Annotated in this window: 11 protein-coding genes; 2 read left to right on the top strand and 9 right to left on the bottom strand. The window is 58.5% G+C overall.

Annotated elements, in window-relative coordinates:
• Positions 1-3: 3 nt before the first annotated feature.
• Entirely contained in the window at positions 4-855 is an 852-nt protein-coding gene (locus AO065_RS00545) for a pirin family protein (RefSeq protein ID WP_004882568.1), read from the top strand.
• 21 nt (positions 856-876) lie between these two features.
• On the opposite strand, the gene AO065_RS00540 is transcribed toward AO065_RS00545, so the two are convergent.
• Both AO065_RS00540 and htpG read right to left on the bottom strand, forming a co-directional pair.
• Entirely contained in the window at positions 877-1611 is a 735-nt protein-coding gene (locus AO065_RS00540) for a dienelactone hydrolase family protein (RefSeq protein WP_004882569.1), read from the bottom strand.
• A 91-nt stretch (positions 1612-1702) separates the two neighbouring features.
• The gene (gene htpG, locus AO065_RS00535; protein WP_004882570.1) at positions 1703-3610 is read right to left on the bottom strand and encodes a molecular chaperone HtpG; all 1908 of its coding nucleotides are present in this window, start codon (positions 3608-3610) and stop codon (positions 1703-1705) included.
• Between the two features lie 335 nt (positions 3611-3945).
• Here htpG and AO065_RS00530 point away from each other — a divergent pair, with 335 nt between their 5' ends.
• Positions 3946-4218, top strand: coding sequence for a hypothetical protein (locus tag AO065_RS00530; protein ID WP_004882571.1), 273 nt, complete (start codon positions 3946-3948; stop codon positions 4216-4218).
• An 81-nt stretch (positions 4219-4299) separates the two neighbouring features.
• Here AO065_RS00530 and brnQ read toward each other — a convergent pair whose 3' ends face one another.
• From brnQ to AO065_RS00495, 7 genes are all read right to left on the bottom strand, one after another.
• On the bottom strand, positions 4300-5613 hold the full coding sequence (brnQ, locus tag AO065_RS00525) for a branched-chain amino acid transport system II carrier protein (RefSeq protein ID WP_004882572.1): 1314 nt from the start codon (positions 5611-5613) through the stop codon (positions 4300-4302).
• A 383-nt stretch (positions 5614-5996) separates the two neighbouring features.
• Positions 5997-6878 carry a succinate--CoA ligase subunit alpha gene (sucD, locus tag AO065_RS00520; RefSeq protein ID WP_004882573.1) on the bottom strand — a complete coding sequence of 294 codons (882 nt, stop codon included), beginning with the start codon at positions 6876-6878 and terminating at the stop codon, positions 5997-5999.
• Positions 6878-8044: an ADP-forming succinate--CoA ligase subunit beta gene (gene sucC, locus AO065_RS00515; protein WP_004882574.1), complete on the bottom strand. Its 1167-nt coding sequence runs from the start codon at positions 8042-8044 to the stop codon at positions 6878-6880. The genes sucD and sucC overlap by 1 nt, the downstream gene beginning before the upstream one ends.
• 206 nt (positions 8045-8250) lie before the next feature.
• Positions 8251-9687 carry a dihydrolipoyl dehydrogenase gene (gene lpdA, locus AO065_RS00510; protein WP_004882575.1) on the bottom strand — a complete coding sequence of 479 codons (1437 nt, stop codon included), beginning with the start codon at positions 9685-9687 and terminating at the stop codon, positions 8251-8253.
• 165 nt (positions 9688-9852) lie between these two features.
• The gene (odhB, locus tag AO065_RS00505; RefSeq protein ID WP_004882576.1) at positions 9853-11070 is read right to left on the bottom strand and encodes a 2-oxoglutarate dehydrogenase complex dihydrolipoyllysine-residue succinyltransferase; all 1218 of its coding nucleotides are present in this window, start codon (positions 11068-11070) and stop codon (positions 9853-9855) included.
• Between the two features lie 41 nt (positions 11071-11111).
• Positions 11112-13943: a 2-oxoglutarate dehydrogenase E1 component gene (locus AO065_RS00500; protein ID WP_004882577.1), complete on the bottom strand. Its 2832-nt coding sequence runs from the start codon at positions 13941-13943 to the stop codon at positions 11112-11114.
• Positions 13944-14203: 260 nt separating this feature from the next.
• Entirely contained in the window at positions 14204-14908 is a 705-nt protein-coding gene (locus tag AO065_RS00495; protein ID WP_004882578.1) for a succinate dehydrogenase iron-sulfur subunit, read from the bottom strand.
• Between the last annotated feature and the right edge of the window lie 2 nt (positions 14909-14910).

Here is a 14910-nt window from a genome sequence, read left to right as displayed (position 1 = left end):
ACCATGCTCACCCTCACACCACGCGCCGAAACGGTGGAAGGCCAGCCGATCCTTCGCCCCCTGCCCTCCGCGCGCTGCCGCAGCGTGGGGCCATTCGTGTTCTTCGACCACATGCTTGCGACGGATTACCCGCCTGGCGCAGGCATGGATATCCGACAGCACCCGCATATCGGCCTGTCGACGCTGACGTACCTGCTGGAAGGCGAACTGCAGCACAAGGACAGCTTGGGCAGCGATCAGTGCGTCAAGGCGGGAGATGTGAGCTGGATGACGTCAGGCGCAGCCATCGCCCACATCGAGCGCACGCCGGAGCCGTTGCGGGTGAGCGGATCGCGCCTGCATGGCCTGCAGGTCTGGCTGGCATCGCCCCGTGACCACGAACAGGGTGAAGGTCATTACAGCCATCACCCGGCACACAGCCTGCCGCAAAGCGACAGCATGGGAATTTTCATACGCATGCTGGCGGGTAACGGCTTTGGCCTGCAATCACCCATACCGGTGCTCTCAGACACGCTGTACGCTGAAATACGCCTGCAGACCGCCACGACCCTGGCAATGGAACCGGAACATCAGGAGCGCGCGCTGTATGTGCTCGCAGGTGAAGCCGCACTGGACGGCACACCGGTCCTGCCCTGCACGATGGTCGTGCTGGAACCCGGAACCACTGTCAACCTGTGCGCGGAAAGCGAATGCCATGCGGTGCTGATAGGCGGCGCAGCCCTGGACGGACCGCGGCGCATGAACTGGAATTTCGTCGCCAGCGAGGCCGCACTGATCGAAGATGCACGGCGTCGATGGGCAGACGGCGACTGGCCGACAGTTCCAGGAGAAACGGGCCGGATCGAGTTGCCTTGAAGATCCGGCCGTTACACTGACTTACTTTTGGTTGAACACTTCGCTCAATAGATCGTGCATCGACTTGAAGGCCCGTGCAGCGACCTTGGCGTCGTACATCATCTTGCCCGGAACATTGGCGTGCGGATCGGTAAAGGAATGGAACGCGCCGCCGTAGTTGTGCAACTGCCAATCGACCTTTGCTGCATTCATTTCATCTTCAAACGCCAACTGCTGGTCTTTCGGCACCATCGGGTCCGATGCGCCGTTCAGGACCAGAACAGAACCCTTGATGTTGCTCGCATCGCCAGGGTTTGGCGTGTCCAGTGTGCCGTGGAAGGATATCGCCGCCTTTACATCAGCACCGCTGCGCGCCAGCTCCAGCGAGCAGCAACCACCGAAGCAGAAGCCGAACGTCGCGATGCGTTTGGCGTCCAGCGACACACCCGCCTGACTCAGCAGCAGATCAAGACCGGCCTGCATGCGCTTGCGCAGCAGAGCACGGTCATCTTTAAGGGGCATCATCGCCGCGCCGGCTTCATCGCCATTGGCCGGGCGAATTTTCTGACCATACAGGTCGGCCAGCAGTACTACATAACCCTGCTCAGCCACGGCCTTGGCGATGTCCTCGGCACCTTCGCTGACGCCCATCCAGTTGGGAGCCATCAACAGGCCAGGACGGGACGAGGTCGCGCTGGCGTCGTACACGAGACGACTTTCGTAGGGCTGACCATCAATCTGGTGTACTACGGAACGGACAGTAATCTTGCTGCTCATTGCTGACTCCTGATCATTTGAGGTTGTCAAAAATACGGTGCGCAAGCACAAACAAAAAACCCGCCGAAGCGGGTTTTCTGTCATTCGGTCATCAAACCGACAGCTCTACCAACAGCTTGTTCAGACGGCGCACGTAAGCGGCCGGATCCTTGAGGCTGTCACCGGCAGCCAGCGCAGCCTGATCGAACAGGATGTGCGACAGGTCGCCAAAGCGTTCTTCGCTCTGCTCGGCGTCCAGCTTGCCGATCAGAGGGTGCGCCGGGTTGAATTCGAAGATTGGCTTGGAGTCCGGAACCTTCTGACCGCTGGCTTCCAGAATCTGACGCATCTGCAGACCCATGTCCTGCTCGCCGATGGCCAGAATCGCAGGTGAATCGGTCAGACGATGCGACACACGCACCTCACTGACAGACTCGCCCAGGGCCGTCTTGATACGCTCGATCAAGCCTTCCTTGTCCTTGGCGATCTCTTCCTGAGCCTTCTTGTCCTCTTCGGAGTCGAGCTTGCCCAGATCCAGATCACCACGCGCCACGTCCACGAAGCCCTTGCCGTCGAAGTCGCTCAGGTAGCTCATCAGCCACTCGTCGATACGGTCGGTCAACAGCAGCACTTCGATGCCTTTCTTGCGGAAGACTTCAAGGTGCGGGCTGTTCTTGACCTGAGCGTAGGATTCGCCGGTCAGGTAGTAGATCTTATCCTGACCTTCCTTGGCGCGAGCCAGGTACTCGGCCAGAGAAACGCTCTGCTCGCCGCTCTCGTCGGAAGTGGAAGCGAAGCGCAGCAGGCCGGCGATCTTCTCCTTGTTGGCGAAGTCTTCTGCCGGGCCTTCCTTGAGGACCTGACCGAAATTCTTCCAGAAACCCTTGTATTGCTCGGGCTCGTTCTTCGCCAGCTTTTCCAGCATGTCGAGGACGCGCTTGGTCAGCGCCGACTTCATCGAGTCGATGATCGGGTCTTTCTGCAGGATCTCGCGGGACACGTTCAACGACAGGTCATTGGAATCGACCACGCCCTTGATGAAGCGCATGTACAGCGGCAGGAACGACTCGGCCTGATCCATGACAAATACGCGCTGCACGTACAGCTTCAGGCCACGTGGTGCTTCGCGCTGATACAGGTCGAACGGTGCGCGGGCCGGTACGTAAAGCAGCGAGGTGTACTCCAGCTTGCCTTCGACCTTGTTGTGGCTCCAGCTCAGCGGGTTCTCGTAATCGTGGGCGACGTGCTTGTAGAACTCCTGATACTCCTCGTCCTTCACCTCGGAACGGGAGCGGGTCCACAGCGCGCTGGCGCGGTTGACGGTTTCCCACTCGAGCGCCGGTGCCTCCTCGCCTTCTGCCGCCGGAGCCTGCTCTTTCGGCAGTTCGATAGGCAGAGCGATGTGGTCGGAGTACTTCTTGATGATGTTGCGCAGACGATAGCCGTCGGCAAACTCATCTTCGCCGTCCTTCAGGTGCAGGACGATGCGGGTGCCGCGCTCGGCCTTGTCCAGGGTCGCGACTTCGAACTCGCCTTCACCCTTGGAGGACCAGTGCACACCTTCGCTGGCCGGCAGGCCCGCACGACGGCTGAACACTTCAACCTGATTGGCGACGATGAACGCCGAATAGAAACCGACGCCGAACTGACCGATCAGGTGCGAATCCTTCTTCTGGTCGCCCGACAGGTTTTTCATGAAATCAGCGGTACCGGATTTGGCGATGGTCCCCAGATGGGTGATCACATCGTCACGGCTCATACCAATGCCGTTGTCTTCGAGCGTAACGGTCTTCGCGTCCTTGTCGAAGCTCACGCGAATCTTCAGCTCTGCGCCGCCTTCCAGCAGCTCAGGCCTGGACAGCGCCTCGAAACGCAATTTGTCGACCGCGTCAGACGCGTTCGAGATCAATTCGCGAAGGAAGATTTCCTTGTTGGAATACAGCGAATGGATCATGAGGTGAAGCAGCTGCTTTACCTCGGTCTGGAAGCCCAGGGTTTCCTTTTGAGTTTCCACACTCATGGTCATCAAACTCCGATCTGGATGGCATAAGCCGCCACAGCGAGGCATGAGCCTGTGTAGCAGCGCGTAGTCATCAAAGTGGGGGCTGGGCGAGGGATTTCAAGAGCACAGGAATCAATCGATGCATTCCGACTGCCGACCGGGCTGTGAACTTCTTTGTCGTCGCGGATCGGAACCGCGTATACATAATAACATCGACGGCTGCTTGCGAGCTGTTTCAGCTGGACGAAACATGAATAAAACAGCGAGGTTAAATAATATACCGAACTGCCTGGAACTTAATTTACACGGGCATGCTCTTAGGCACGTGGATACTCAATAAGGAGAAATACCCCATGCGTAAATCTTTAGCCTATGCCTTGATGCTTTCTGCCACTCTGGGTCTTGCTGCCTGCGACAAAAAATCCGAGAACACTCAGCAAGATGCCAACAAAGCTGCTCAACAGTCCCAGGAGTCGATGGAGAAGGCTCAGGAAAAAGTGAACGACGCGGCCAAGGAAAGCCAGGAAGCTGCTCAGAAAAACGCTGAAGCCGCTCAACAGCGCGCGACCGAAAACGCCAACCAGGCTCCGGCCCCGGCGACTGAAGCAGCACCTGCAACCAAGTAAAGCCATCGGCTTGCAGAACTACACATAATAAAGCCCGCTTAGGCGGGCTTTATTATTGCGCGTTTAGTTATATGACCGACTTCATGCCAACGCTTCGCTGCGCTTGCCTTTAATTCTGTCGACAATGATTGCACCCGCCAATGTTATAACCGACGGAATCAACCAGGCCAGACCCTGCTCACTCAATGGCAAGTTAGCCAACGCTTTCGGCAGAGAGTCAGTAAAGCCCGCGCCTTTTATCGCATCGATCAGCCCAAAGATCAGCGACACCAGCATGACAGGTGCCACCACTCGACCCTGACGTTGCCAGAATCCCTTGCAGAAGCTCAACGCAACCAGAACGATGCAGGGCGGATAGATCGCGGTCAGTACCGGGATCGAGAACAGGATCAGCTTGGTCAGGCCCAGATTCGACACCAGCAGCGAGAAGACAGCCAGCATCACCACCAGCGTCCTGTAGGACAGCGGCAGGATCTTGGCAAAGTATTCGGCACAGGCGCAGGTCAGACCTACCGCTGTCACCAGACACGCCAGGGAAATCAGCACCGCCAGAAAGCCGCTGCCCAGCGAACCGAAGGTGTGTTGCACGTAAGCGTGCAGCACCACCGCGCCATTGGTTGCACCCGCAGCCACCGAGTGACTGCCGGAACCCAGGCGAAACAGACTGATGTACACCAGCGCCAGCCCTACCCCTGCAATCAGTCCGGCGATGATCGCGTAACGCGTGATCAGCCGCGGCGATTCGACGCCCCGCGAGCGGATTGCGTTGACGATGACGATGCCGAATACCAGAGCCCCCAGGGTGTCCATGGTCAGGTAGCCATTGATGAAGCCCTGCGAGAACGGCGCTGCCGTGTAAGCAGGCTCTGCGGTACCGATGTCGCCTGCTGGCAGAGCAAAGGCTGCGATACCCAGAATCGCCAGTGCGAGTATCTTGAGCGGCGCGAGAAAGCGCCCTACCGTGTCGAGCAGTCGCCCCGGATACAGCGACACCCAGAACACCACCAGGAAATACACGAGGCTATACAGGGCCAGCGCCATCGGACCGTCACCGGTCAACGGCGCAAGCCCGACCTCGAAGGAAACCGTGGCCGTGCGCGGCGTGGCGAACAAAGGGCCGACGGCGAGGTAACACACCGCAGCGAGAATACCGCCCGCGACCTTGCCGATCGGGCTGCTCAACGCATCCATCGCGCCACCGACCCTGGCCAGGGCAATTACCGTGACCACTGGCAAGCCCACTGCCGTAACCAGAAAGCCCAGCGCGGCGATCCATACATGGGGACCGGCCTGCAGACCCACGATAGGCGGGAAGATGATATTGCCCGCCCCGACGAAGAGGGCGAACGTCATGAAACCAAGTGCCAGGATGTCCTGGCCTTTCAACACTTTCATTGCAAAGGACCACACAAAATCGAGATAAGGGAAATGACGTCACCCGTGAATGAGGTGAACGCAGCCCGTCAGCGTAAGACGTGGCAGTACCTTGCGACGTGCCCCTTGTGAGGGCGACGCAAAAACGGTCGACAGGGTAGCGAATCCGGGCAATAAATGCACTATTGAAGGGCGAGCTTCCGATATACGCCCTTTATAAGCGCAGAAATTTATAGCCACTGACACTCAACTGTGGGAGGCGCCACCACGGGTCTGTCACAAAAAAATCCTGGTTCTTCAGTAGCTTGACGGTGGCGTGGCCGCGATTGATTTCTCAATCCCCAGAATGCACAAAGGCCACCAGAAGGTGGCCTTTGCTGATTGCTCGAGAAAGTAAGCGAGGCTTACTTCACCGGCCAACCGGTCAGCTCGGCCAGGGCCTTGCCGATGTCTGCCAGGGAACGAACGGTTTTGACGCCCGCGTCCTGCAGTGCAGCGAATTTCTCGTCTGCAGTACCTTTACCGCCGGAGATGATTGCGCCCGCATGGCCCATGCGCTTGCCCGGAGGAGCAGTCACACCCGCGATGTAGGAAACAACCGGCTTGGTCACGTGTGCCTTGATGTAGGCAGCCGCTTCTTCTTCAGCCGAACCGCCGATCTCACCGATCATGACGATCGCTTCGGTCTTCGGGTCTTCCTGGAACAGTTTCAGGATGTCGATGAAGTTGGAGCCCGGGATCGGGTCACCACCGATACCAACGCAGGTGGACTGACCGAAACCGGCGTCAGTGGTCTGCTTCACAGCTTCGTAGGTCAGGGTGCCGGAACGCGACACGATACCGACCTTGCCTGGCAAGTGAATGTGACCTGGCATGATGCCGATCTTGCACTCGCCCGGAGTGATGACGCCTGGGCAGTTAGGGCCGATCAGGACCACGCCCAGTTCGTCACACTTGACCTTGGCTTCCAGCATGTCGATGGTCGGGATGCCTTCGGTGATGCAGACGATCAGCTTGATGCCGGCGAATGCAGCTTCCAGGATCGAATCCTTGCAGAAAGGAGCCGGAACGTAGATAACCGAAGCATCGGCGCCAGTGGTAGCAACCGCTTCTGCAACAGTGTTGAACACCGGCAGGTTCAGGTGAGTGGTGCCACCCTTGCCTGGTGTCACGCCGCCAACCATTTTGGTGCCGTAGGCAATGGCTTGTTCGGAGTGGAAGGTACCCTGCGAGCCAGTGAAGCCCTGGCAGATAACCTTGGTGTCTTTATTGATCAGGACGCTCATTATTTGCCCTCCGCAGCTTTGACGACTTGTTGAGCAGCGTCGGTCAGGCTGGTAGCCGCGATGATGTTCAAACCGCTTTCTGCCAGTACTTTAGCGCCCAGTTCAGCGTTGTTGCCTTCAAGACGAACAACAACCGGGATTTTCACGCCGACTTCTTTCACTGCACCGATGATGCCTTCGGCAATCATGTCGCAACGAACGATGCCGCCGAAGATGTTGACCAGTACTGCGGCGACGTTGGTGTCGGACAGGATGATCTTGAACGCTTCGGTAACGCGTTCCTTGGTAGCGCCACCGCCAACGTCAAGGAAGTTTGCAGGCTTGCCGCCATGCAGGTTGACGATGTCCATGGTACCCATGGCCAGGCCGGCACCGTTGACCATGCAGCCGATGTTGCCTTCCAGTGCCACGTAGTTCAGTTCGAACTTGGCAGCGTGGGCTTCGCGCGGGTCATCTTGCGATGGATCGTGGAAAGCCTTCAGCTTTGGCTGACGATACATGGCGTTGGCGTCGATGTTGATCTTGGCGTCGAGGCAATGCAGGTCGCCGTCAGCCTTGATAACCAGCGGGTTCACTTCCAGCAGGGCCAGATCGTGGTCCTGGAACAGTTTGGCCAGACCGGTGAAGATCTTGGCGAACTGAGTGACCTGCTTGCCTTCCAGACCCAGCTGGAATGCCAGATCGCGACCCTGGAACGGCTGAGCGCCAACCAGTGGATCGATCGTGGCCTTGAGAATCTTTTCAGGAGTGTCGTGAGCGATCTTCTCGATGTCCACACCACCTTCGGTGGAAGCCATGAACACGATACGACGGCTGGAACGGTCTACAACAGCGCCCAGGTACAGCTCTTTGGCGATATCGGTGCACGATTCGACCAGGATCTTGGTCACTGGCTGACCATTGGCGTCAGTCTGGTAAGTCACCAGACGCTTGCCCAGCCACTGCTGTGCGAACGCTGCAGCGTCTTCCTTGCTGCGAACCAGCTTTACGCCGCCCGCTTTACCGCGACCACCTGCGTGAACCTGGGCTTTGACGACCCACTCGGTTCCGCCGATCTTGTCGCAGGCTTCTGCTGCTGCTTCTGGGGTGTCTACTGCGTAGCCTTTGGATACTGGCAGGCCGTATTCAGCGAACAGCTGCTTACCCTGATACTCGTGAAGATTCATGCTTATTACCGTCTTCGTTTAGGTACTGCGCATTCGGTGCTGCACGTCAGCGTGCCGCACCACCTGTGACCGCTACTCCGGGTGGACTCCGGAAAGGCCGTCGGGCCTTCCTGAAGCCGCCTGAGAGGTCGAGTCCGACGCAGATTCCGCGGTGATTCCTGCTGGCAGGATTCACGACGGGCACTGCGTCGTGGTTTCTTGTTGTCTCAGCGTTTCTTGCGGTTCTGGATGTGGATGGCGCCGCCATTCACTGCCAGGGCCGCTTCGTGCAGCGCTTCGGACAGAGTCGGGTGCGAGAAGACCATCATGCCGATGTCTTCAGCGCTGGTGCCGAACTCCATTGCAATAGCACCCTGCTGTACCAGTTCGGCAGCGCTCGGGCCAATCACGTGGACACCCAGAACGCGGTCGGTCTTGGCATCGGCGATGATCTTGACGAAACCGCCAGTATCGTTGGCTGCCATGGCACGGCCGCTGGCTGCGAACGGGAAGGTGCCGACGTTGACTTCAACGCCTTCGGCCTTCAGGGTCTGCTCGGTCTTGCCGACCCATGCAATTTCCGGGTGGGTGTAAATGACCGAAGGAACCAGATCGTAGTTCATCTGGGCCTTGTGGCCCTTGATGCGCTCGACGACCATGATGCCCTCTTCCGACGCCTTGTGCGCCAGCATCAGACCACGAACCACGTCGCCGATCGCGTAGACGCCCGGAACGCTGGTGGTGCAATGGTCGTCGACGAAGATGAAACCACGCTCGTCGATGTCGACGCCGCTGTCGGCTGCCAGCAGATCAGTCGTCACAGGACGACGGCCTACGGCAACGATCAGGCGGTCAAAAACGATCTTCTGTTCGCCGGAAGCGTCGGTGTAGGTGACTTCAACTTCTTCGCCGTTGACTTTCGAACCGGTCACGCGAGCGCCCAGCTTGATGTCCAGACCCTGCTTGGTGAAGGTCTTCAGCGCTTCCTTGGAAACCGCTTCGTCAGCTGCTGGAATGAATTTTTCCAGTGCTTCCAGAACGGTTACCTGAGCGCCAAGACGCGCCCATACGGAACCCAGTTCCAGACCGATCACGCCTGCGCCGATCACGCCCAGGCGCTTTGGCACCTGTTGGAATTCCAGAGCACCTGTCGAGTCGACGATGACTTTCTGGTCGACCGGAGCCGGCGGAATGTCGATCGGACGCGAACCGGAAGCCAGGATCACGTGATCTGCTTCGATTATTTCGACTGTGCCGTCAGCACCGGTCAGCTCGACCTTCTTGCCGGCCAGCAGTTTGCCGTGGCCCTGCAGAGTGGTCACGCCGTTGGCCTTGAACAGGCTGGCAACGCCGCCGGTCAGGCCTTTGACGATGGTGGACTTGCGACCGATCATGGCCGGTACGTCCATGCTCACTTCGGAGGTCGAAATACCGTGGACCGCAAAGCCATTCTTGGCTTCGTAGAACTTCCAGGAGCTGTCCAGCAGCGCCTTGGACGGAATGCAACCCACGTTAAGGCAGGTACCGCCGAGGGCCAGTTTGCCCTCCTTGTCCTGGTATTTCTCGATGCAGGCAGTCTTGAGACCAAGTTGCGCAGCCTTGATGGCGGCAACATAACCGCCAGGGCCTGCGCCAATCACTACCACGTCGAATTTCTGGGACATAAAAAGATTCCTTTTTAGCTGCGAGCTTCAAGCTGCAAGCTGCAAGCCGCTCTGCCTTGCGGCGTCGCTGGCTTGCGACCAATTCATAAGATGCAACACACCAGCCTCAGGCTGCACATCGACCTGATCGCTCAAGCCCGACACGTGCAACCTGTGGCCGCTTCATCAGATATCCAGCAGCAGACGCGCTGGATCTTCCAGCAGGTTCTTGATGGTAACGAGGAAGGTTACAGCTTCTTTACCGTCGATCAAACGGTGATCGTACGACAGTGCCAGATACATCATTGGACGGATCACGACCTGACCGTTGACTGCCATGGGGCGCTGCAGAATGTTGTGCATACCCAGGATGGCTGCCTGTGGCGGGTTGACGATCGGCGTCGACATCATCGAACCGAAAGTACCACCGTTGGTGATGGTGAACGTGCCGCCGGTCATCTCGTCGATGGACAGCTTGCCGTCACGCGCCTTCTTGCCGAAGGTAGCGATGCCGCCTTCGATTTCAGCCAGGCTCATGTGCTCGGCGTTACGCAGAACCGGTACAACCAGACCACGGTCGCTGGAAACCGCAACACCCACGTCAGCGTAGCCGTGGTAAACGATGTCGGAACCGTCGATCGACGCGTTCACAGCCGGGAAGCGCTTCAATGCTTCGGTAGCCGCCTTGACGAAGAACGACATGAAGCCCAGACGTACGCCGTTGTGCGACTTCTCGAACAGGTCCTTGTACTTCGAACGCAGCGCCATGACTTCAGTCATGTCCACTTCGTTGAACGTGGTCAGCATGGCCATGTTCGACTGGGCTTCAACCAGACGCTTGGCCACGGTTGCACGCACACGGGTCATCGGCACGCGCTTCTCGGTGCGGTCGCCAGCGGCAACGACAGGAGCGGCGGCGGCAGCAGGCTTGGCAGCAGGCGCGGCGGCTGGAGCGGATTTCTTCGCTTCAATCGCAGCGACCAGGTCTTCCTTGGTGATACGGCCGTCTTTACCGGTGCCCTTGACGCTGGCCAGGTTGATACCGTTTTCTGCAGCCAACTGGCGTGCGGCCGGTGCAGCAATCGGATCTTCATCGTCAGCGGCAGATGCAGCAGGCGCCGATGCCGCAGGAGCAGCGGCAGCAGCTGGAGCAGCCGATGCAGTTGCACCGGCATCCAGGGTTGCAATCAGTTCATTGGACAGGACAGTGTCGCCCTCGCCTTTAACGATCGATGCCAGCACGCCGTCGGCTTCGGCCAGAACTTCGAGGACAACCTTGTCAGTCTCGATGTCGACCAGCAGCTCGTCACGTTTTACCGCTTCGCCCGGTTGCTTGTGCCACTTGGAAATGGTGCCGTCGGCAACGGATTCCGGGAAAGAGGGGGCTTTGATCTCGATAGCCATTATCTGTAATTCCTTAATTCGGTTTCTAATGCTCGAAGGCGTTAAACAGTGAAGGCATCTTGCAGGAGTTTTTCCTGCTGCTCGGCGTGCATCGAAGCGTAGCCACAGGCTGGAGCGGCAGAAGCATCACGACCTGCATACTCGAGAACGAGTTCGCGCTTGTGGTTGCCCACACTGCGACGCAGATGATGCTGACTGCTGTACCAGGCACCCTGGTTCATCGGCTCTTCCTGACACCAGACTGCATGCTGCAGGTTGGTATAAGGCGCGATCGTTTCCATCAGGTCATCTTCCGGGAACGGATACAGCTGCTCGATACGAACGATGGCGATATCTTCACGACCTTCGGCACGGCGTTTTTCCAGCAGGTCGTAGTAGACCTTGCCGCTGCACAGCACCAGACGTGTGACCTTGGCCGGGTCGAGGGTATCGATTTCCGGGATCACGGTCTGGAACGAGCCTTCGGCCAGTTCTTCGAGCGTCGAAACCGCAAGCTTGTGACGCAACAGCGACTTGGGCGTCAGCACAATCAGTGGCTTGCGCAGCGGGCGGATCACCTGACGGCGCAGCAAGTGGTAGATCTGGGCCGGCGTGGTCGGCACACATACCTGAATGTTGTGCTCGGCGCACAATTGCAGGTAGCGCTCAAGGCGTGCGGAGGAGTGCTCCGGGCCCTGCCCTTCATAACCGTGAGGCAACAGCATGGTCAGACCGCACAGACGGCCCCACTTGTGCTCGCCGCTGGTGATGAACTGGTCGACAACCACCTGGGCACCGTTGGCGAAGTCGCCGAACTGGGCTTCCCAGATGACCAGCGCGTTGGGCTGGGTGGTCGAATAGCCGTACTCGAATGCCAGCACCGCTTCTTCCGACAGGAACGAGTCATACAGGTCAAAGCGAGGCTGACCGGCGTACAGGTTCTGCAGCGGAATGTAGGTGCCTGCATCCTTCTGGTTGTGCAACACGGCGTGACGGTGCGAGAACGTACCGCGACCGATGTCCTGACCCGTCATGCGGATCGGGTGGCCTTCGAACGCCAGCGTGGCGTACGCCATGGTTTCGGCATAGCCCCAGTTGATCGGCAAGCCACCGGCCTGCATCTTCTGGCGATCCTCGTAGATCTTCTGGACCTGACGCTGCACGACGAAGCCTTCCGGCAGCTCCATCAGTTTGGCAGACAGTTCCTGCAGGGTCTTGAGATCGAAACGCGTGTCGTGACGCGCAGTCCAGGCGTGGCCCAGATACGGACGCCAGTCGACGAACAACTCCTTGTTCGGCTCCTTGACCAGGCTTTTCACCACGTGCAGACCATTGTCTAGCGCGCTGCGATAGTCGTCGACCTTGGCCTGAACACGGGCCTCGTCGAGAACGCCGGTCTTGATCAGACGCTCGGCATACAACTCGCGGGTGGTGCGCTGCTTGGTGATCTGCTGGTACATCAGAGGCTGGGTGCCGCTCGGCTCGTCAGCTTCGTTGTGACCGCGACGACGGTAGCAGACCAAGTCGATGACGATGTCACGCTTGAACTGCATGCGGTAGTCGATCGCCAGCTGGGTCACGAACATTACGGCTTCAGGATCATCGCCATTCACATGGAGAATCGGTGCCTGAATCATCTTCGCAACGTCGGTAGCGTACTCGGTGGAACGCGAGTCCAACGGGTTGCTGATGGTGAAGCCTACCTGGTTGTTGATGACGATATGGATCGTGCCGCCCGTCTTGAAGCCGCGGGTCTGCGACATCTGGAAGGTTTCCATCACAACGCCCTGGCCTGCGAAGGCAGCGTCGCCGTGAAGGGAAATCGGCAGAACCTTGTCACCGTTCGGATCGTTGCGACGATCCTGACGCGCGCGCACCGACCCCTCGACCACCGGAGACACGATCTCAAGGTGGGACGGGTTGAATGCCATGGCGAGGTGAACTTCACCGCCTGCGGTCATGACGTTGGAAGAGAAGCCCTGGTGATACTTGACGTCACCGGAACCCAGCTCCACTTTCTTCTTGCCTTCGAACTCGTCGAACAGGTCGCGCGGGTTCTTGCCGAAGGTGTTGACCAGTACGTTCAGACGGCCACGGTGGGCCATGCCGATCACGACTTCCTTGGTACCGTAGGAGCCGGAACGCTGGATCAGCTCGTCGAGCATCGGAATCAGGCTTTCGCCGCCTTCCAGGCCGAAACGCTTGGTGCCCGGGTATTTGGTGCCCAGGTATTTTTCGAGGCCTTCAGCAGCGGTTACGCGCTCGAGCAGATGGCTCTGGATGTCAGCCGAAAAGGCAGGACGACCGCGTACGCTTTCCAGACGCTGCATGAACCAGTTGCGCTGCTCGGAATCCACGATGTGCGTGAACTCGGAGCCGATGGTGCGACAATATGTCTGCTGCAACGCTTCGTGGATTTCGCGTAGGCTCGCTTCCTCTTTGCCGATGAACAAGTCGCCGGCGCGGAAAGTCGTATCCAGATCGGCATTGGTCAAGCCGTAGTGATTGATCGACAGATCGGCGGGTGCAGGACGCTGCCACAGACCCAGCGGATCGAGCTGGGCAGCCTGATGGCCACGCATACGATAAGCCTGGATCAGTCGCAGTACTTCAACCTGCTTCTTCTCGTGCTCGCTGCTCACACTGCCGGCGGACACCGGTTGAGCGCGGCGCTGGTTTTTGGCCAGCAACACGAAATGATCGCGAATGGTCGAATGCGATACATCAGTGGCAGAGCTGCCATCAGCTGGCAACTTCTGAAAGTAGGTGCGCCATTCTTCTGGCACAGCGTTAGGGTCGTGCAGGTAAAGCTCATAGAGCTCTTCCACATAGGCAGCGTTACCACCGGATAGGTGGGCACTGTTCCACATGCGCTGCATCACGCTTTCTTGCATGCTTGGTCACCCTCGGTAAGGGGACACCACCGGCGAAGACACCAGAGCAATCCTGAAATAGTCGTGTGCAGCGACTGTATCAAGTCACCAGGGAATCACGCAGATAGTCCGGGTACCAGCCCGGATGCCCCTGCTGGTCTCATTTCTTCAAAATAAGAGCCGCAGCCTTGCGAGCTACTGCTCAGGTTAAAACCACGGCGCCGGTTGAAGCCTGCGCCGCGGCCATTTCAGTGCAACGGTGTTACAGGTAAAACGTTGAATCAGACGCCGTTCTGCAGAAGCATGTTGCGTACGTGACCGATAGCCTTGGTTGGGTTAAGGCCTTTCGGACAAACGTTGACGCAGTTCATGATCCCGCGGCAGCGGAACACGCTGAACGGATCGTCCAGTGAAGCCAGACGCTCACTGGTCCGGGTGTCACGGCTGTCAGCCAGGAAACGGTAGGCTTGCAGCAGTGCGGCCGGGCCCAGGAACTTGTCGGGGTTCCACCAGAAGGACGGGCAGGATGTCGAGCAGCAGGCGCACAGAATGCACTCGTACAGGCCATCGAGCTTTTCGCGCTCTTCCGGAGTCTGCAGACGTTCGATGGCCGGAGCCGGCGTGTCGTTCTGCAGGAATGGCTTCACCTTCTCGTACTGCTTGTAGAAGATGCTCATATCGACGACCAGGTCACGAATGACCGGCAGACCCGGCAGCGGACGCACGATCAGCTTGCCCTTGGCAACCACGGCAGACACTGGCGTGATGCAGGCCAGGCCGTTCTTGCCGTTCATGTTCATGCCGTCGGAACCGCAGACGCCTTCACGGCACGAGCGACGATACGAAAAACCTTGATCCTGTTCTTTGACCAGGGCCAGCACGTCCAGCACCATCAGGTCCTTACCACCGGTATCGACCTGAAACTCCTGCATGAACGGCGCAGCGTCCTGCTCAGGGTTGTAACGATAAACACTGACTTGCAACATAT

The sequence above is a fragment of the Pseudomonas viridiflava genome, assembly GCF_001642795.1.
GTDB lineage: Bacteria > Pseudomonadota > Gammaproteobacteria > Pseudomonadales > Pseudomonadaceae > Aquipseudomonas > Aquipseudomonas viridiflava.
Note: the sequence above shows the minus strand (reverse complement) of the source record. Positions and strands in the feature narration are given on the sequence as shown.